Source organism: Parachitinimonas caeni (genome assembly GCF_030129945.1).
Taxonomy (GTDB): domain Bacteria; phylum Pseudomonadota; class Gammaproteobacteria; order Burkholderiales; family Chitinimonadaceae; genus Parachitinimonas; species Parachitinimonas caeni.
On sequence record NZ_JARRAF010000002.1, the window covers coordinates 105530 to 124474 of the forward strand.

General features: G+C 57.7%; 19 protein-coding genes. 10 read left to right on the forward strand and 9 right to left on the reverse strand.

Annotated elements, in window-relative coordinates; translation table 11 throughout:
* Nucleotides 1-409: 409 nt before the first annotated feature.
* The 5 genes from PZA18_RS02145 to PZA18_RS02165 all read right to left on the reverse strand — a co-directional run bounded on the left by PZA18_RS02145 (nt 410) and on the right by PZA18_RS02165 (nt 5598).
* Nucleotides 410-1027, reverse strand: coding sequence for a response regulator transcription factor (locus tag PZA18_RS02145; RefSeq protein WP_284099134.1), 618 nt, complete (start codon nt 1025-1027; stop codon nt 410-412).
* On the reverse strand, nt 1017-3305 hold the full coding sequence (locus PZA18_RS02150) for a PAS domain-containing sensor histidine kinase (RefSeq protein WP_284099135.1): 2289 nt from the start codon (nt 3303-3305) through the stop codon (nt 1017-1019). The genes PZA18_RS02145 and PZA18_RS02150 overlap by 11 nt, the downstream gene beginning before the upstream one ends.
* A 171-nt stretch (nt 3306-3476) precedes the next feature.
* Nucleotides 3477-4298: a crotonase/enoyl-CoA hydratase family protein gene (locus tag PZA18_RS02155; RefSeq protein WP_284099136.1), complete on the reverse strand. Its 822-nt coding sequence runs from the start codon at nt 4296-4298 to the stop codon at nt 3477-3479.
* Between the two features lie 130 nt (nt 4299-4428).
* The gene (locus PZA18_RS02160) at nt 4429-4923 is read right to left on the reverse strand and encodes a DUF4442 domain-containing protein (RefSeq protein WP_284099137.1); all 495 of its coding nucleotides are present in this window, start codon (nt 4921-4923) and stop codon (nt 4429-4431) included.
* A 99-nt stretch (nt 4924-5022) separates the two neighbouring features.
* Complete coding sequence (locus PZA18_RS02165) at nt 5023-5598, reverse strand: TetR/AcrR family transcriptional regulator (RefSeq protein WP_284099138.1); 576 nt, start codon at nt 5596-5598, stop codon at nt 5023-5025.
* A gap of 210 nt (nt 5599-5808) precedes the next feature.
* Here PZA18_RS02165 and PZA18_RS02170 point away from each other — a divergent pair, with 210 nt between their 5' ends.
* The gene (locus PZA18_RS02170) at nt 5809-7881 is read left to right on the forward strand and encodes a prolyl oligopeptidase family serine peptidase (RefSeq protein ID WP_284099139.1); all 2073 of its coding nucleotides are present in this window, start codon (nt 5809-5811) and stop codon (nt 7879-7881) included.
* 105 nt (nt 7882-7986) lie between these two features.
* Here the strand turns inward: PZA18_RS02170 and can are convergent, their stop codons facing one another.
* Nucleotides 7987-8631 carry a carbonate dehydratase gene (gene can, locus PZA18_RS02175; protein ID WP_284099140.1) on the reverse strand — a complete coding sequence of 215 codons (645 nt, stop codon included), beginning with the start codon at nt 8629-8631 and terminating at the stop codon, nt 7987-7989.
* A gap of 362 nt (nt 8632-8993) precedes the next feature.
* On the opposite strand from can, the gene ampD reads away from it, so the two are divergent.
* Nucleotides 8994-9554: a 1,6-anhydro-N-acetylmuramyl-L-alanine amidase AmpD gene (gene ampD / locus PZA18_RS02180; protein ID WP_284099141.1), complete on the forward strand. Its 561-nt coding sequence runs from the start codon at nt 8994-8996 to the stop codon at nt 9552-9554.
* Nucleotides 9555-9621: 67 nt separating this feature from the next.
* Here the strand turns inward: ampD and PZA18_RS02185 are convergent, their stop codons facing one another.
* Nucleotides 9622-10371 (reverse strand): substrate-binding periplasmic protein, encoded by a 750-nt coding sequence (locus PZA18_RS02185; protein ID WP_284099142.1) that lies wholly within the window; start codon nt 10369-10371, stop codon nt 9622-9624.
* A gap of 159 nt (nt 10372-10530) precedes the next feature.
* On the opposite strand from PZA18_RS02185, the gene PZA18_RS02190 reads away from it, so the two are divergent.
* From PZA18_RS02190 to PZA18_RS02225, 8 genes are all read left to right on the forward strand, one after another.
* Nucleotides 10531-11721 carry a glycosyltransferase family 4 protein gene (locus PZA18_RS02190; protein ID WP_284099143.1) on the forward strand — a complete coding sequence of 397 codons (1191 nt, stop codon included), beginning with the start codon at nt 10531-10533 and terminating at the stop codon, nt 11719-11721.
* Between the two features lie 36 nt (nt 11722-11757).
* Nucleotides 11758-12288 carry a phosphatase PAP2 family protein gene (locus tag PZA18_RS02195; RefSeq protein ID WP_284099144.1) on the forward strand — a complete coding sequence of 177 codons (531 nt, stop codon included), beginning with the start codon at nt 11758-11760 and terminating at the stop codon, nt 12286-12288.
* A gap of 172 nt (nt 12289-12460) precedes the next feature.
* Complete coding sequence (locus PZA18_RS02200) at nt 12461-12874, forward strand: CoA-binding protein (protein WP_284099145.1); 414 nt, start codon at nt 12461-12463, stop codon at nt 12872-12874.
* Nucleotides 12875-12995: 121 nt separating this feature from the next.
* Nucleotides 12996-13349 carry a hypothetical protein gene (locus PZA18_RS02205; RefSeq protein ID WP_284099146.1) on the forward strand — a complete coding sequence of 118 codons (354 nt, stop codon included), beginning with the start codon at nt 12996-12998 and terminating at the stop codon, nt 13347-13349.
* Nucleotides 13349-14476: a glutathionylspermidine synthase family protein gene (locus PZA18_RS02210; protein ID WP_284099147.1), complete on the forward strand. Its 1128-nt coding sequence runs from the start codon at nt 13349-13351 to the stop codon at nt 14474-14476. Before PZA18_RS02205 ends, PZA18_RS02210 begins: the two co-directional genes overlap by 1 nt.
* A gap of 19 nt (nt 14477-14495) precedes the next feature.
* Nucleotides 14496-14900, forward strand: coding sequence for a DUF350 domain-containing protein (locus PZA18_RS02215; protein ID WP_284099148.1), 405 nt, complete (start codon nt 14496-14498; stop codon nt 14898-14900).
* Nucleotides 14901-14913: 13 nt separating this feature from the next.
* Nucleotides 14914-15744: a diaminopimelate epimerase gene (gene dapF / locus PZA18_RS02220; RefSeq protein WP_284099149.1), complete on the forward strand. Its 831-nt coding sequence runs from the start codon at nt 14914-14916 to the stop codon at nt 15742-15744.
* A 72-nt stretch (nt 15745-15816) separates the two neighbouring features.
* On the forward strand, nt 15817-16479 hold the full coding sequence (locus PZA18_RS02225; protein WP_284099150.1) for a DUF484 family protein: 663 nt from the start codon (nt 15817-15819) through the stop codon (nt 16477-16479).
* Nucleotides 16480-16775: 296 nt separating this feature from the next.
* Here the strand turns inward: PZA18_RS02225 and PZA18_RS02230 are convergent, their stop codons facing one another.
* Together PZA18_RS02230 and PZA18_RS02235 are read right to left on the reverse strand one after the other, a co-directional pair.
* Complete coding sequence (locus PZA18_RS02230; protein WP_284099151.1) at nt 16776-17678, reverse strand: hypothetical protein; 903 nt, start codon at nt 17676-17678, stop codon at nt 16776-16778.
* On the reverse strand, nt 17593-18942 hold the full coding sequence (locus tag PZA18_RS02235) for a hypothetical protein (RefSeq protein ID WP_284099152.1): 1350 nt from the start codon (nt 18940-18942) through the stop codon (nt 17593-17595). The genes PZA18_RS02230 and PZA18_RS02235 overlap by 86 nt, the downstream gene beginning before the upstream one ends.
* Nucleotides 18943-18945 lie beyond the last annotated feature (3 nt).

An 18945-nucleotide genomic window follows, 5' to 3' on the forward strand; every position in this document is an offset into this window, starting at 1 on the left:
CGATGAAGCCGAAGCGTTACGAATAAAATCAAGGTGGAAAGGGGCTGACACATTGCCACGCCAACCGATAGCTGTGAGGTAAGGTGTCAGAAGGGGGCGGGCTCAGCAAGGCCAAACTTCTGGCTTGCTGGCGCCTTATGCAACCGGATCACACGTCGTCGGGTTTCAGGCTTGCGAGGCGCTGTTGACGTTTTGTCTCCGGTCGCGCCGGGCCTGGTCTTGGGGCAGGGAGATACCAGCAAAGAGTAGGCCGTGAGTGGTTAGGGGCGAATGCCCCAACCACCGCATGCGGCAGGGTGAAAGCGGTTTAGCGGGCTAAACAAGCGAACCCTCACAATACCATGCCCCAAAAATCGACTCGCTCCCCCGCTGACGGAATACGATCTTGTCAATGAATCCTCAATCGCGATTAGCGCTTGAAGTCGGGATGATCCCGCACCAGGGAGGCCAGTTCGACAGCCGACTTGACTCCCATCTTTTCCAGCACGCGGGCGCGGTGAACCTCTACGGTCTTCATGCTGATACTGAGTTCATCGGCAATCTGCTTGTTGAGCCGGCCCAGCAGGAATAACTCCATGACCTCCCGCTCGCGAGGTGTGAGGTCGCCCAGCTTTTTCTCCAGCTCACTACGTGCCAGATATTCCGCCCGGCGCATTTCATCCAAACCCAAGCAGCGTTCAACCTGATCAACCAGCGCATTGTCATCAAATGGCTTTTCGATGAAGTCGATGGCGCCCAATTTGAGTGATGACACGGCAAGTGGTACATCGCCGTGGCCGGTCAGGAAGATCGTAGGAGGGCAATAGCCTCGTTTTTGCAGGATCTGAAACAGCTCGATGCCACTCATCCCCTCCATACGCAAGTCCAGCAACAAGGCACTAAAGTCGTCCTGTTTATAGTGTTCAAGAAAGCGCTCAGCGCTTTCGCAAGTTTCAACGCGGTGACCGCGCGACAAAAACAACCACTTGAGGGCATCCCGGATAGCTTCGTCGTCATCAACGACACAGATGCGGTGTTCAGGCGGCATGAGCCATCTCCTTATTGAGTGGCAAGCTGACCCGGAAGCGCGACCCGCCTCCGGGGTTGGGTTCAACCCACAGCCTGCCATGGTGATATTCGACGATGGAACGGCAGATGTTCAGACCCATCCCCATCCCTTCCTGTTTAGTGGTGTAAAACGGCAAGAACAAGCGTTCCAGCTGATCTGGCTCGATTCCGCAGCCTCGGTCGGCCACGGTGATGATGAGCTGACCGTTTTCACGCCCGGTTTCTATCGTCACTTCACGCGAGCCTGGCGGGGTATCCGCCATGGCTTCGATTGCGTTCTTGGTCAGGTTGAGAATCACCTGTTCCAGCATGACCCGGTCGGCATGCAGAATCGGCAGCATGGGGGTGCGACGGTCTATCAGCTTGACGCCATGCTTGCGAAACTCCGCCTGCAGTAGTGGCAGAACCGTATCGACCAGTTCATCCAGACTGCAGGTCGTACGTCTTGGTTCACGTCTTTGCACAAATTCGCGAATGCCCCGCACGATTTCGCCGGCTCGACGTGCCTGTTTGCCGATTTTCTCCAACGCTTCCGCCAACGCATCCACCGGCAGGTTGCCGCCTTTGAGCAGATTGGTACACCCCGTGCTGTAACTGGAAATCGCAGCCAGCGGCTGATTCAGCTCGTGTGCCAGGCTGGAGGCCATCTCACCCATCGAAATCAGCCTGGCAGACTGCTGCAGCTTTTCAGCCTGCTGTCGTTCCCGCTCGGCGGCCAGCTTGCGTTCGGTAATATCACTGGCGAAATCAAGCCAGACGCGGTGGCCATCCACCCAAGTACTCTGGCGTCGTCGCACCTGATACCAGCGCCGACTGATCGGGTCGAACACCTCCCCCCCGCCTGCATCGCTCATACGATGAAATGGCAAGGCGCAGAGCGGCCCATCGGGGCTGCCAAGCTGGAACGCCTCGGCATAGGGTTGGTTGGATAGCAGTAATTCCCCGGTCTGGCAGTTGGTCACCGCCACTTCTGCATCCAACCCGTTCAAGACCGCCAGAAAACGTTCATGGGCCGCTTTCAGGGCCTCACGTTCGATCTTCAATTCAGTAATGTCATTGAGTGAAGCCATCCAGCCGGTGTGATTGCCGTAATCGTCAATCAATGGTGCCGAATAAAGGCGTACGTCAAAGCGCACCCCATTGCGACGCCGATAGGGCAAGGCATAGCCGCTGTAGGGGTTTTCACCCGCCAGAATCGCGTCATGTACCGCCTGGCATTGCGCAACGGCATCTGCGGGCCAGAATGGCATGGGCGCGGTACGGTTCAGCAAATCTCGCTCGGGCCACCCCACCATTTCGCAAAAAGCCCGATTCACATAGATGATGCGACCATCCAGATCAATCGCGCACATCCCGGACACCATGGAATTCTCCATGGCACGCCGCATACTGGTTTCCCGCTGCAGTGCCTGCTCAGCCTCCAGCCGGACTCGCATATGCCGACGCAAAGCCCACACCGACCAGACCATCAGCATGCTCACCCCGGCCAGCACCAGATAGAGCAGGTTCTGCAGAACGGACGAACTGGTGCGATAGCTGGTTGCCCGCAAACGCAATCCATAACCCGGGGGATCAAACGCAATATCGTGCGACAACGCTCCCTCGGGCGTGCGCTGCTCAAACGTCTCGGCAACGGTCCGCCCCTCGATGTCGATCACGCCGATCTGATAGCGCTCGGCAATCCACCAGGGCACCTGGCGTCGCAACAGATTTTTCAAGGAAATGATGGCGACAAATGCCCCCAGCGATTCCTTGCGCGAGAGCGAGGGCTGCGCAACGGCAATACAAGGCCCAACCCCCGGCAGGTCGAAAACCGGCGTGGTACCGGCCATGCCAATCCGGGCCGAGCGCTGTATGGGTTCAATCGCCGCCGGCATATTACGGATCGGGTCGAGACTTCCTGCGGGGTAGCTCCAGCGCGAATCGCCGTATTCATCGGATAAGGCAACGGCAACCACCTCGGGTGCGTCATCCACCTTGGAGGTGGCCGCCGCGTAGAATCCGACTTCCGATAGATTGGACTTGGCAAAATCCCGCCCGAGATCCGCCAAAAAATTCTGATGAATCTGCACCCGATGCCGGAGCGCCTGTTCCTGCCACAGCAGATCTTCCAGCAAACGCTCGCGCCCTGACTCGGATTCGTTGCGCTGCATGTAAACCAGCAACGCCCCCACCGACAACAGGAACAACAGCATCGACAAATTGGGCAATGCCCAAAGTGCGCGGGTCTTCCAGGAGATTTTTCGATTGGGCGGCATGGTGTGACACGCAGGCAGGGTGCAATCACTTCATGGTGACTGCAAAGGAGGGGCTTTTCAATTGATCTGAACGCGGGATTTCCCTAGGCTCTGTTGACGTTTTGTTGCCAGATCGTGTTACGTCGGGCCTGGGGACGCAAAGGGGCGATACAGCCCCCGCGCCCCCACAGATCAATCCTTGAAGTGTGGGGTGGTCTTGGTGAGCGTGGCCATGGCAGCCGCTTCCAGATCTTTCGACACCAGCATGCCGGAGTTCCAGGCTGCCACATAGCGCAGGCTGTCGGCCACGGAATGATCTCGGGAATAATTGATGATCTCTTTGCTGCCGCGAATCGCCAGCGGTGACTTGGCCACGATGGTCGCCGCGATTTCCAGCACATCCATAATCATCGAGTCGCGGTTGGCGTAGACATTATTGGCCAGCCCGATCCGCTCAGCCTCCTCGCCCATCATGCGACGGCCGGTGTAAGCCAGTTCACGCAACCGCCCATCGCCGATCAGCTTGGGCAAGCGTTGCAGGCTACCGACATCGGCCACCATGCCCATATCGATCTCTTTGATCTGGAAGAAAGCATCCTCAGTGCAATAGCGCATATCGGCTGCCGCCACCAGATCCAGGCCACCGCCAACACAGGCGCCATGTATCGCCGCCAGAACTGGTTTGCGACATCGCTCCAAAGCGGTCAGGCAATCCTGCAGATCCAGAATCAGGGCATGCAGTTTTTCATTCTGCCGGCCCAGGCACTCATCCTTTACGGCGGCCTGCACACTCATCAATAAAGACAGATCAATGCCGGCACAGAAATTGTCACCATTGCCCGACAGCACCACGACTCGCACGCCCGGGGTTCGATCCGCCCAGACGAAGGCCTGACGCAACTCCTGCCACATCGCGTCGTTCATCGCATTGGCTTTTTCGGGGCGATTGAGGTTGATGCTGGCCGTGTGATTTTCGAGCTTGAGCTCAAGAGTACTGAAAGTGGGTATCGGCATGGCGTTTGGCAATTCCAGAGAGGGATAGGAAAGGGTTCTATTCAAGTTGATTCGATTATAGGCAGCCAGACTTTGTTGACATTTCATTTTCAGATCGAGAATGAACCGGCAACAGCACCCAGCAAGATGCTCAATTTTTCTTGGGAATCCAGGCCCACAGCATTTCGCAGGTAATGGGTGACTCGCCCGACTCGTCGGTCACCGTTACCGGCACCAGCACCTCCCCCTTGGGCTCGGTGCGAATCTGTTGCCGCTGCGCTTCAGTCAGACGGGCTACGGCACGCATACTGCCTTGCGAACGCTTCAGATAATTGACCTTCAGGCTTTTGATCAGCGGCAGCTTGTCATCCGGCAGGTTCATACCGACACAGAAACCCGTCGCCGTTTCGGCCAGCAGTGCCATAGCTGCCGCATGTACGCCTTTAATGTGGTTCTGGACTTTGGAGGCATTCGCGATGCTGACCACCACCTCTTCCGACGTCACCACATCAAAGCTGACGCCGGCGGTCCCGGCAAATTTAATGACTTTGCCAAAAGCCCAGGACATCAGACGCTGGCGCATAAAACCAGGAAAGCGGTCGAATTTGGCGATTTGCCGGGTCATGCGATTTTCAAACGGGGTCATGATTTTCCTTCTCGGGACATAGGCTCTATTGACGTTTCATGTCCGGTCTCACCAAGCCGGTATTGGCACAGAGGCCGACGGGGAACGGCCTGCAGGTTGTCAGCGCGCGCCCAGATCAAGGCGGATTTGCTTGATGACCGCTTCCAGCGCAGCTGGCTGTACGCGTGCCAATTGCAAAGCGCCCTGCAGCGCTGCGAATATCTGCAGGGTTTTATCCGCTACGCTGCCCGGAAAGCGGAAATAGCCCCGTTCAACACCGTCGCGCAGGATATCGCCGCCCCAATTGATCAACCCCAGTGCAAAAGCCTGTGCTTCCGCCTGCATGGGCTCGGGCAGGGCATGGAATTCCGCAGACAACATGCCGGTAGGGCAAATTTTCTGGTCATCGTCGTAGTAACGACCCAGCAGGTCGAAATACCACTCCAGGCGCATCCATGGATCAGCCGTCAGCTGGCCCTCACGCTCGGTCCAACGGGCAAAACGGCGACGAAAACGCTGGATCACCGCCACGCCCAGATCCGTCTTGCTGGGAAAGTGGTAGTGAATAGCGGCATTTTTTACCCCCAGCTGGCTGGAAATATGCTGGTAGCTGAAAGCATTGAAACCACGCGACAGCATCAGGGTTTCGGCGCAATCCAGAATCTGCTTGCGGGTATCGGTACGCGAATTAGACATAGGCAAAATTTACTTATTAGTAAGTTGATCTGTCAAACCCAAGACGCTAGCCGTGCGCTCTGCGCACCCTTGGCCTGACTTGCCGGGGTATTCGCTGAAATCAAGCCATTGATGCCTGATCCGCCATCCGAACGACACCACCGCAAAACGCATTTCAACCTCGCTCCACCCCCGCTAAACTGGCCGACTTTCCCCCGGAGACAACGAAAAATGAAAAACCTGATTGCAACGGCTGCTCTGCTGGCTGGCACGGCCCTGGCCGCCCCCGGCGATGATCCTTATCTGTGGATGGAAGAAATCGAGGGCCAGAAGCCTTTGGACTGGGTCAAAACCCATAACCGGAAAACCCTGAATCAGCTGGAAACCGACCCCGCATTTGGCAAGCTCCAGAAAAGTCTGCTTTCGGTTTATGACTCTCCGGCCCGCATTCCCTCGGTCCAGAAGCTCGGCAAATTCTTTTATAACTTCTGGCAGGATGCAGCGCATCCTAAAGGCGTCTGGCGCCGTACCTCGCTAGCCGAATACCGCAAGGACAAACCCAAGTGGGAAGCCGTGCTCGACCTAGATGCACTGGCCAAGTCGGAGGGGGAAAACTGGGTCTGGCACGGCTTCAATTGCCGTGAACCGGAAAATGATCGTTGTCTGATCAGCCTGTCCCGTGGTGGCTCGGATGCTGCTGTCGTGCGCGAATTTGATTTGGCCAGCAAGTCCTTTGTCAAAGATGGATTCGCCTTGCCTGAAGCGAAATCGGATACCACCTGGATCGACCGCGATACGCTGTACATCGGAACCGACTTCGGCAAAGGCTCGATGACCGACTCAGGCTATCCCCGCATCATCAAGCGCTGGAAGCGCGGCACCCCCCTGACTGCGGCCGAAACCGTACTTGAAGGCCAGGCAAGCGATGTTTCGGTCTCGGCAGCCCATCACTTCAGCCGAGGCCAGCACTATCTGACCCTGCACCGTGCCGTCACTTTCTGGGAGAGCGAGGAGTTTCTGGTCACGCAAGGCAAGCAGGTCAAGATCGAAAAACCCAAGGATGCCCAGATCAGCTTTATCGGCAATCAGCTGATCTTGAATGTAAAAAGCGACTATAAGGCTGCGGACCGCACCTATCCGGCCGGTAGCGTGCTGGTGATTGATTTTGCACGCTATCAGGCCGGCGAGCGCCGGTTCACCGCCCTGTTCGAACCGACCGAGCGCACATCCCTGGGCGGAATGACGGCCACCCGCAAGCATGTGCTGATTGAAGTGCTCGATAACGTGAAAAGCCGGCTCTATGAATGGCGGCTGGAAAAAGATCAATGGTGGCGACGCAGTGTCGAGACGCCGGCATTTGGCAATCTGGAAGTACATGCCGTGGACACAGAAGCCTCGGACGATTATCTGCTGACATTTTCCGACTTCCTGACCCCCACTACGCTGTACCTGGCCCAAGCCGGCCAGGACAAGCGTGAGAAGCTCAAGCAGCTGCCTGCCTTCTTCGATGCCAGCCCCTACGAGGTGGCGCAATACGAATCCACTTCGAAAGATGGTACACGGGTGCCCTACTTCGTCATCGCCCGCAAAGGCATCAAGCTCGATGGCAACAACCCGACGCTACTGTATGGCTACGGCGGCTTCCGAGTGCCGCAGACACCTTTCTACAGCGCTACGGTAGGCCAAGCCTGGTTGGAAAAAGGCGGCGTCTATGTGCTGGGGAATATCCGGGGCGGAGGCGAGTTCGGCCCGCGCTGGCATGAAGCCGCGCTCAAGGAAAAACGCCAAACTGCCTACAATGACTTCATCTCGATTGCTGAAGATTTGCACAAGCGTGGTGTCAGCTCGCCGAAGAAGCTCGGCATTATGGGTGGCAGCAATGGCGGCCTGTTGATGGGCGTTATGCTGACGCAACGCCCAGACCTGTTCGGCGCGGTGGTATGTCAGGTGCCGCTGCTGGATATGCGCCGTTATCACACGCTATTGGCCGGTGCATCGTGGATGGGTGAGTTCGGCAACCCGGACAAGCCGGAGGAATGGGCTTACATTTCGAAGTACTCGCCGTACCACAACCTGAAGCAGGACGTGAAATACCCTCCGACTTTGTTTGCGACCTCCACCAAGGATGACCGGGTTCACCCTGGTCATGCCCGCAAGATGGCCGCCAAGATGCTGGAAATGGGGCAACCCGTCAGCTACTTCGAGAACATCGAGGGTGGCCACGGCGGTGCCGCCGACAATGCCCAGCGCGCCCTGATGAACGGCGTGGCTTACACCTATCTGTGGCATCAGCTCAATAAGTAATCCATCACACCCGGCGCCGAGGACAATTCATGATCGGTATATGAAGTGTCCTCGGCGGCCGGGCGCTGTTGACGTTTGCTTGCGAAAACGAATCGTCAACAGAACCTAGCCCAGCGCATCCAGCGCTGCTGCGTAGCTATCCACCAGCTGGTCTGAAGAAGAAATCGAAATCCGCAGATCCTGCAGCAATCCGTCCTTCAGCTGGTAAATCAGACCATGAACCGTCAGGTCTTGCCCCTGAGACCAGGCATCCTGCACGATGGTGGTCTGGCAGGCATTGACCACCTGTTCAATCACATTCAGTTCACACAGGCGATCGAAGCGCTGCTCAGGGGGGACATCCTGCAGCCGCAGCCGATGCGCGCGACGGATGTCATGAATATGGCGCAACCAGTTATCGGCCAGACCCACCCGCTTCTTCTCAAAGACCGTGCGAATCCCGCCGCAGCCATAATGGCCACAGACCATGATGTGCCGGACCTTCAGCAACTCGACTGCAAACTGGATGGTTGACAGGCAGTTCAGATCAGAATGAACAATCAGGTTGGCCACATTGCGATGGACGAACACCTCACCAGGCAACAAGCCGATCAGCTCGTTGGCCGGCACCCGGCTGTCAGCGCAGCCGATCCATAGATACTCTGGGGTTTGTTGACGTGATAACAGCTCGAAGAAATCGGGTTGCGCTGCCGTAATCTCTGCCGCCCAGCGGCGATTGTTTTCGAACAGATGTTCTAAGGCATGGGACATCGGCAATTTCCTTGAATCATTGAACCCAGGCCACTGGCATTGGTTTGATACACCCCTCAAAACCGTTGCAATAGCGCCTAGAATAGCGGGACCACATTCCCGGCTTTGCTGCCAATTTGCCGGGTACTCGACCAGGCGCGGTTGACGTTTCGTTTTCGGTCTCGCCGGGCAGGGTGAGCGCGGCCTGACAAACTAAATGAGCGAGCCCTAACGTCGCCCGCCCCCCAAAATCGATCCGGCGCGACCGAAACAAAACGTCAACAACAACTGGAAAACCCGCTATTTTGGCCCATTTATCGCCAGAATCACGATTTGATTGCAAAAGCAGCCCGCCCGCTCCCACCCTCTTCCGCCCTCAAACCATGACTCACTCTCTCGAAATCGACCCCAACGGCTGGTGTCCGCAGGCGCGCCAGATCCCTTCGCCCAACTTCGATGCCCGGCCAGATGGCCAGAGGATTGATCTCGTGGTCATCCACGCAATCAGCCTGCCCCCGCGCCAGTTTGGCGGGCCGGGTGTAGAGCAGCTGTTTCTCAACCAGCTTGATCCCGCCGAGCACCCTTACTACGAAGGAATCCACCAGCTACGGGTGTCTGCGCACTTTTTCATTCGGCGCGATGGGGAATTGGTGCAGTTTGTAGCCTGCGGCCAACGGGCATGGCATGCCGGTGTTTCCAGCTGGCAAGGACGGGAGCGCTGCAATGATTTTTCGATTGGCATTGAACTGGAAGGTGGCGATGACGACCCCTTTGCGCCCGCGCAATACCGCAGCCTGCTATCGCTACTGACTGCGCTGCAAGCTGCCTATCCGATTGCCTCGATCGCCGGTCACCACGACATCGCCCCGAGCCGCAAAACCGATCCCGGCCCATATTTCGACTGGCAGCAGATTTTCGACACCATGCCGCAATGGCGCCGCTGATCGCAATCAGCCAGACATCAAAGCGATAGCCGATCCCGCGCAACGGCAAACCTAAGGTCAACAGAGCCTAAGGCTTGTTGGGAAAAACCGTCTGGATCGCGGTGTTGATGCGTTGCATCAGCTCTACACCGATCGTTCTGGCACACATGATGTAGCGGACGTTTCCGGCAGGGATGTCAGGAAACGGCACCGTTTCCAGTTTCAACCCCTTCAGCTCGGGCATCTGGCGCAGATAGGTCAACTCATCGACATCGACAATCGCGTAGTCCACAAAGCCAACCCCAACCTTGCGCAGATTGGTCACAGGAGACACGCTGGCCCGTTCCACTCGCCGCCCCATGGCGGCAATCAAGTTGTCGATATACGGCCCGTAGGAATAGCCGTCGGTCACCACCAGTCGCAAGGAAAGGTTCTCGGTCAGCTCCTGCAAGGATTTGTGCTGGCGAACCTTGGCAGCCCTATCCGCATGTGTCAGCACTGCCATCGGTTGATCTTGATGGATAGCCACACTGAATCGCGCAAACTTTTCCCTCTCGGGATTCTTGAACCAGCCAATCGAACAAGTCGGCTCCTGCGCCTGCTCCATTTCCGACAATATCCGCTTGGCAGGCCGCTCTTCGAATTGAGGCTCGATCCCTGCATGCCGAAACATCTCGCGGGAGCGCTCCAGCAGAAAGCCTTTTGCCTGGCCGGCCTCGGTGTAGTAATACGGCGGCTTGCTGATATAACTCACCACCATCGGTTCCGCTGATGCCTCCGCCGCCGCAGCCATGGCACAGGCGGTCAACGCATAAGGAAGGCTGCAGCGATTCAGCATGATTCCGCCCCTTGATGATCCCGGCCCAAATCTCATTATCGGCCGTCCGGCGCTCTGCGCAAGCTGGTCGCGCAGACGGCAGTGACAGGGATTTTCGAGTCATAAAACCGTCACTACATATTCACTCGACGGCAATCTGACTAGATCAAAGTGAGTTGCATGGATACCAAACGCTCACTTTGCCTGGCATTTGTCACCGAAACCTTTCCGCCAGAGGTCAACGGCGTCGCAATGACGGTCAGCCGTATGGTGACCGGGCTGCTGGCGCGAGGTCATCGCATCATTCTGACCCGGCCGCGTCAGCATCGCCACGATCAGCCAGCCCAATCCGGCAGCTATCACGAGCAGCTGGCCCCTGGCATGGTATGCCCGCTTTACCGCGATTTGCGGCTGGGTTTGCCCTCCGTCCGTTTACTGCTGAAGGCCTGGCGTGAGCATCGTCCTGATCTGGTAGTGGTCGTGACGGAAGGGCCACTCGGCTGGTCAGCCTTGCGTGCGGCCAAACAGCTTGGCATCCCGGCATTGACCGAGTTTCACACCAACTTCCATCGCTACAGCGAGCACTACGGCTTTGGCTGGCTGAAGGGCCCGGTCACCGCTTATCTGCGCCGCTTTCACAACAACGGCCAACTGGCGCTGGTGCCTACCAGCGAAATTGCTGAGGAACTGGGTCGCATCGGTCTGCAACGAGTCGAAACCGTGGCGCGGGGCGTCGATACCCAGCTTTACCACCCGGAACGGCGTAGCGATGCCTTGCGGCAACACTGGGGCGTCAGCCCGCAGACCCAGGTGGTAGCTTATGTTGGCAGGCTGGCCGCTGAGAAGAATCTGCCCCTGGTCCTGCAGGCGTTTGCCGCCATGCGGGAGATCCGCCCGGATAGCCGCATGGTGTGGGTTGGCGATGGGCCGGAACGGGCTGCGCTGGCAGCCGCGCATCCCGAGCATGTGTTTTGTGGAATACAAAGGCACGAAGCACTGGCCAGCCACTACGCCTCGGCGGATGCCTTCCTGTTTGCCAGCGAGACCGAGACTTACGGCAACGTCACCCTCGAAGCCATGGCCAGCGGCCTGGGAGTCGTTGCCTACAACTACGCGGCAGCCCGCAACCATGTCCGGCATCGGTGCAACGGGTTGGTAGCGCCGCTTGGCGACGAGGAGGAATTCATCGAACTCGCACGCTATGCCGCGAGCTACCCCAGTGTGATGCGCGATCTGGGTACCGCCGCCCGGCGCAGTGTGGAGGCGATCGGCTGGGACGCAATCATTGACCGGTTCGAAACCATTCTGTCCCAACTATTGCAGGGCCGCGCCTCACTCCCCCCCCATCCCAACGCCGCACTGGCCCAGTAGAGATCCGTCACCGCCCATCTGCCAAGGAGATTTGCCATGCAGCTCAGTCAGACCAAAGCTCTGCTTATCGAATGGGATCAGTCACTGACCCTGCGTTGCAACCGGGTCAGCCGGCATCGTTTGCTACGTGGACTGTTCATCGGTGTCAGCCGGTTGGGAGATGGTCTCTTCTGGTATGCCCTGATGCTCTGCCTGCTGGCGGTGTTCGGTGCCGAGGCGGCCCGTGGCGTGCTGCACATGACAGTGGTCGGCATTGCCAGCCTGCTGGTCTACAAATGGCTGAAGCGACAAACTGCCCGGCCACGCCCGTTCATGCGCCAGGCCGGGATCATCCCCGCCACCGCCGCGCTCGACCTGTACAGCTTTCCCTCCGGCCACACCCTGCATGCGGTGTCGTTCACATTGGTGGCCAGCGTCTACTTTCCTTACCTGCAGCCTGCGCTGTGGCTGTTCACCGCGCTGGTTGCCGCCAGCCGGCCAGTTCTGGGACTGCATTATCCCAGCGACGTGCTGGCAGGAGCCTGCCTGGGCGGAGCACTGGCTTGCGGCTCATTCCTACTGCTCTAAACGCAGTTGACGCTTGATAGCCGGATAGGAAGCGCAACGTCAACTGAACCTCTGCCCCTCGGCAAAGAGTCCCCTCTCACAGACCAATCCACTCCCTCTAGATTCTGTCCCAAAGCTATTTTGCAAGCCGCATCTCAGGCAAACTGGGCACTCCCCTCAAGGAGTGCCCGGCATGTTTCAGCAACCCTCAGACCGTGAAATTCGTGATCGCCTCAAACAAATCCGGCGGATTGCCGTGGTCGGGTTATCACCGAACCCAACCCGTCCCAGCTATCGGGTGTCTTCCCGCATGCAGCGCTGGGGCTTCGAGATCGTGCCGGTTCGACCTGCCGTGACAAGCGTTCTGGACAGTCCGGCCTTCGGCTCACTGGCAGAGGTTCCCGGCCAGATTGATCTGGTCAATGTCTTTCGCAATGCCAGCGAGCTGGATGTGATTGTCGATGACTGCATTGCCCTGAACCTGCCGGCCTTGTGGATCCAGCAAGGCATTATCAATGAGTCGGCGGCAGCACGCGCACAGGCTGCCGGCATCTGGGTAGTCATGGATCGTTGCCTGATGGTCGAATACAACCGACTTTGCCTGTAGGCGCGACCGTCGCCTTGAGATTTTGCGGCGGATAGCCGATTAATCAGCAAAGCGCGCCGTACTTGCACGACCTGCAGCTTTGGCGCCAAATACCCCCGCCCGTGTCGTCGATGGAGCTAACGTGTCCCGCAAAAGCAAGCTTGTTGTCCTGACGCTGATTGGCAGTGCCACCTTGGCCGGCTGCAGTGAGCAGGTTCAAACCAAACGCAATATGTACGCCAGCCGAGAAGACTGCCTGAAAGAATGGCCCCCCGAAGACTGCCGGGAAGAATCATACCGTCGCTCGAATGGCAGCACCGGCTACTCCTACTGGGGGCCGCACTACACTAGCAATGGCCGGGTATTCCACTACAACGGCCGTGAAAGTATGCGCTACGGCAAGTTGTCGAGCAGCCGCGCCATCTCTACCAGCCATTCATCTGTCAGCCGTGGCGGCTTCGGTTCAATCGGCCACGGCAGTCATGGAGGCGGCTGATGCAAAGGATCAAAGTTCCTCCTCGTCCCGGCTGGCAGCGGAAAATGGAGTCTGTCGGCTTTCACTTTCATAGTATTGATGGCGTTTACTGGCGGGATGAGCTGGCCTATCGCTTCAGCAGCGCCCAGATCGACGAACTTGATGACGTCACGGCTGCGCTCAACCAGCTATGTTTGCAGGCGGTAGAGCATGTCGTACGTGAGAAGCGCTATCGGGAGCTGGCGATACCGCCACACGCCATTCCGCTGATCGAAGATTCCTGGCGCCGCCAAGACCCCAGTCTGTTTGGCCGGTTTGACCTTGCCTACGATGGCCTGTCGCCCCCCAAACTCTACGAATTCAATGCCGACACCCCCACCTCCTTGATTGAGTCAAGCATCGCACAGTGGTTCTGGCTACAGGATTGGAATCCGCAGGCCGACCAATTCAACAGCTTGCACGAGAAGTTGATCGAACGCTGGAAGACGCTACGCCAGCATTGGCCGGACGCACACAAGCTGCATCTGGCTTGTCTTTATGACAACGAAGAAGATGTCGGCAATCTCGAATATCTGGCCGACTGCGCAAGCCAGGCCGGCTGGCCGATCGAATGCCTGGACATTGCCGATGTCGGCTGGGATGGTCGGCAGTTTGTCGATAATCAGGAACAGGCCATCAACCTGCTGTTCAAGCTCTACCCGTGGGAATGGCTGTGTGCCGAGGCATTCGGTCCCGACATTCCGCGCGCCGCCACCGGCTGGGTTGAGCCCCCTTGGCGCATGTTGCTGGCCAACAAGGGCATTCTGCCGATTTTGTGGCAACTCAACCCTGGACATCCCAATTTGCTCGAATGCCATTTCGACGCCAGTGCGTTTACTGGTCGGCCTTATGTGAAAAAGCCCCTGCTTTCGCGAGAAGGCGCCAACATCAGCGTGGTTGGCATGGGCCCGACCGTGACAACAGCGGGTGACTATGGTGAAGAGGGCTTTGTCTATCAGGCCTTTCACAGCCTGCCACGGTTTGATGATGCCTACGCCCTGGTTGGGTCGTGGCTGGTAGGAAATGAGCCCGCCGGCATTGGCATACGTGAAGATGCTTCGGCCATCACCCAGAACACCAGCCATTTCGTCCCGCATTTTTTTGAATAGCCCATCGCAAAGGTCGCCCATGGATTCTCAACTGATCGCCCTCAGCAACTTTCTGCCCTATTGGGGCGCAGCACTGACGCTGACGCTACTATTCATCCGAGTCTATGTCCGCATCACGCCCTACGACGAGATCGCCCTGATACGCACAGGTAATCAGGCAGCAGCCTTTTCTCTGGCTGGGGCGGTGCTCGGCTTCGTTGTGCCACTGTCCTCGGCGATTGCCCATAGCGTGAGCTTTGTCGATATGCTGGTCTGGGGAGGCGTGGCACTACTCGCCCAGCTGCTGGTCTACGCCATCGTGCGCTTCGCCTTCTTGCCGGAGGTCGTCAAGCAGGTTGAGACCAATCAGATCGGGGCTGGTGTGTTGCTTGGCGGTTTGTCGCTGGGTTTTGGCATACTGACAGCCGCCTGCTTCAGTTACTAGACAGAAAGTCCGTATGAAACTTCGCTTCACCAAAATGCAGGGCCTTGGCAATGATTTTGTTGTGCTGGATGGCGTACGCCAGCACATCCAGCTTAGCCGTGAACAGTATCGGCAACTTGGCGACCGCCATTTTGGAATCGGTTGCGATCAGATTCTGTTGGTAGAGCCACCGAGCAATGCCGAAGCTGACTTCCGCTACCGCATTTTCAATGCCGATGGCGGTGAGGTAGAGCAATGCGGCAATGGCTCGCGTTGTTTTGTGCGCTTCGTAACGGAGCATGGTTTGACCGACAAGCGCGAAATCGTTGTGGAGACCGCGCGGGGGTTGATTCGCCCAAGACTGGAAGAAGACGGGTCAGTCACGGTAGACATGGGGCGACCTCGTTTTACCCCTGCCGAAATCCCCTTCCTCGCCGAGCAGGATCAGGTCTGCCATCCCTTGCAGCTTGGCGACCAGACGGTTCTGATCAGCGCCGTCTCGATGGGAAATCCACATGCGGTTAGGATTGTCGAAGACGTTGATACCGCGCCAGTCGCCACGCAGGGCCCGCAAATCGAATCTCACCCGCGCTTTCCGGCCCGCGTCAACGCCGGCTTCATGCAAATCGTCCAACGCGACAGAATTCGCCTGCGGGTATACGAGCGCGGCGCCGGTGAAACCTTGGCCTGCGGAACCGGTGCATGCGCTGCCGTCGTCAGCGGGATACGCCAGGGCCTGCTCGATGCTCGCGTGCAGGTCCAGGCCAGAGGGGGGCAGCTCATCATTGAGTGGGCGGGAGACTCGCATCCGGTCTGGATGACTGGCCCTGCCGTAACCGTGTTCGAAGGCGAAATCGAGATTTAGATCTGACTTGTCATCGACAAGACCCGTATTTTTACCGCCCTATTGCCCAACCTTGCATGCCAGAGACCCATCATGCCGATTGACGCTGCTGCCGTTGCAACCTACCTCCAGCAAAATCCCCAGTTCTTCGAGGAGTATGCCGACTTGCTGTCAGAAATCTTTATCCCGCACCCGCATGGCGGACGGGCCATTCCAATTGCCGAGCGACAGATTCTGACGCTGCGCGAAAAGAACAAGATGCTGGAAGGCAAGCTGGCAGAACTGATCCAGTTTGGCGAAGAAAACGACCAGATAGGCGACAAGGTGCACAAGCTTTCTGCAGCACTGTTGCAGACAACCGATCTGTCTGGCGTGGTCGGTACCTTGCAATACCACTTGCAGGAGCACTTTCATGTTCCACACGTTGCCCTCCGCCTGTGGCTGGACGGCCTCGACAGCAGTCTGATTGAGTGCAGCGATGTCAGCAGCGAAGTGCGGTCACTGGCCGACAGCCTGGTAACCGCCCCTTACTGCGGGCCTTATGTCACGGATGAAGTCATCAACTGGATGGGAGAAGTCGGCCCACAGCTCAAATCGTTCGCTCAGGCGGCCTTGCATGCAGAAACCCCTTTTGGCGTACTGGTGCTCGCCAGTGAAGACCCGCAGCGCTTCTACCCCGAGATGGGCGTCCTATATCTTGCCCGGATCAGCGACCTTGTATCCGCTGCAATCCTGCGCTGTGCGCATCAAAAGTAGATCTGCAGGCATATCTGGCCGCAACCAAACAAGCAAGGCTCTGTTGACGTTTTGTTTCCGGTCGCGACGAGTTGTGTTTGGGCCTGCTGCGGTGTTGACTGCCGGCTGTTGGCTTGCAATGCAATGCCTTACAGCCTGAGCAGCCTGACGGGAAATCGCGTGACTTATCACCAAGCGGCGCGATTTCTGCCTAGCATCAGGCTCGAATCCGACGAAATGCGGTCCGAAAATTAACATGTCCACAGCGCCTAAAAATCAAAAAGGGCCTGACGGCCCTTTTTGATTGCATCCTGCAATTACATCTTGGCGGGTGCCATCGGACTACCCGGAAAAGTCGGTCGAGGTCCAGAGGAAGGTTGAGGCTGCGCCGCCGGAGGTGGCGTAACCGTCGGCGGATGATTCAAAGGCGGAGAAGCTGGCTGACTTAGCATCTGCGCTGGAGGCTTAGGCGGAATGCCCGCAGAAGAATTGGCCTGAGAATTACTTGCAGTGCCCGTCTCATCCTTCTTTACCCCCGTCTTGCTACCTGGCTTAGGTGCGGGCGGGAAGTACATACCCACCACTCGCATCCGCACAGACAAATACGGTGGCGCCGCTGTCCCAACATCCAGATCCAGTTCTGTCACCCTTTGCAAGCGCGTGGTCTCAGTAAGCGACTTGACCAATTCCACCACTTGCTGCGGGATAGCAGTGAAAGTCAGATCCAAAGCCAAAGCAGGAGCAATCGGATTCTTGGCATCAACTTCCACCGCAGTAGCCTGCATGTCTGCAATTTTAAGTGCTGCTGCCTGGGACTGGATCTCTTGCTGCCAGGGACCGACCAGCACTTCAGGCGGCGCAGCCACAAAGCTACGCGCCTCATTGCCCCCCTGCTGTAGTTTGGCGGCAGCCAATGCATCGTCAATTTTCTTCTTCAGCTCAACCTTGGCCTTCATCTTGGCCACTTCGCGGGAAAGTTCCTCGCGATTTTGCTTGAGCGCGCTAACCCGCTGCTGAACACCATCGCCCCAGACGGCAACGCCCAACAAGACGGCCAGACCAATACCAATTGGCTTGAAGCCGATCAGCTGATAGAGGCGCCCCAGATCGCGACGGCTGCGCCGCCACCAGGCATCAGGACTTGAGCGCGGGCTTTTCGGTGGGCTTGCCGGTTGACTTGGGGTTTGCTTTGGCAGGGCGGGGTTTGACTTGTTGTTCATTGAGCGTCAGGGCAAATGGTTTCAGCTTAGGGTCTTGGGCAACTTGCGCTTGGGCCGGTGTCATCACCAGCTTGGTCTTGCCGAACAGTTTGCCGACATCACTGGCAGTACTGCCATATCCTTCCAGCACTATCGACTCCGGGCGGTAGTGATAACGCACCAACCAGGACTTCTCTGGCATTTTCTCCGATAGCAGGGTCAGGGTTTCGAGCGGTGAAGCGAGCTTGCCAAAACGATCAAAACGATCCAGCTGGGCTTGCAATGCAAATACTTCTCTCTGCTTGGCTTCAACTTTTCGGAAAGTCGGCGCCAGTTTGGCCTGAGTGCTGCCTAGCTGCTTGACCTCAGCACTCAGCGAGCGCTCATACCAGGAAGCGCCAACCACGCCCACCAATGCCAACACCACAACGGCAATCAAGGCAGGGGTGTAACGTGCCAGAACCAGCTGGGGATCCGGCTTCACCCAGATACCCGCCCCCCCGGATAACCAGTGCCGCAAGATCAAATATCCAGCAGAAGCCTGGGTGATCTGGACCAAGGCACGCCCCTCCTGAAACCGAGCGCAAGATTGAGCAAGTGCCGGATCAAGCCCTGACCCGACAATCGGCCGGGCCTCATAGCTTCCAAGCATGGCCTGTATCGACAGCCCCAAAGCAGCAGGATCTGCCGGTGTACTGAACATCAACTCCGGCACACCGGCACGGAAAGCATACGCGCTGACAGTATTCCCGGCCTGCTCCAGCAGCAGCCACGCGGCATGGCTACTCTCACGACTTCCGGCCAGTAAAGGCGCCCGGCCATAAAACTCGGCAATCAGCACCCCCAGGCGGGCAAAGGCGGCTTTGCATTCAATCACCCAGCCTCGAGGTAACCAGAAGATGCTCAACAGGGAGGCATTCTTGCCGGCCACGACCACCCGCGAATCGTACTCCAGCTCTCGCAACGGGAAAGGCTGCCGGGCAGCCAGAGTCTGTTCAATCTTGGTCCGCAACTGCTCGTCATCCAGCTTGCCTTCGAAAGTGGCGGAAGCGATTCCCCCAATCTCTGCCGGGGGAACGATCAGCGCTTCAGTCTGAGGCTTCACCCCCCAAGCCAGCAACGTCGGTCGGATGGTACCAACCAGCCGCTCAGCAAATGACTCTTGCGCGGTAGGGGCTACCCGCCAGGGCAATCTGACCTCTTTCTCAATTCGCCAACCAGTTATGCCTCGCGCTAACAACGCAAGATCAATACCGGCAGCATCCAATGCAATCGCAAGTTTCACCTT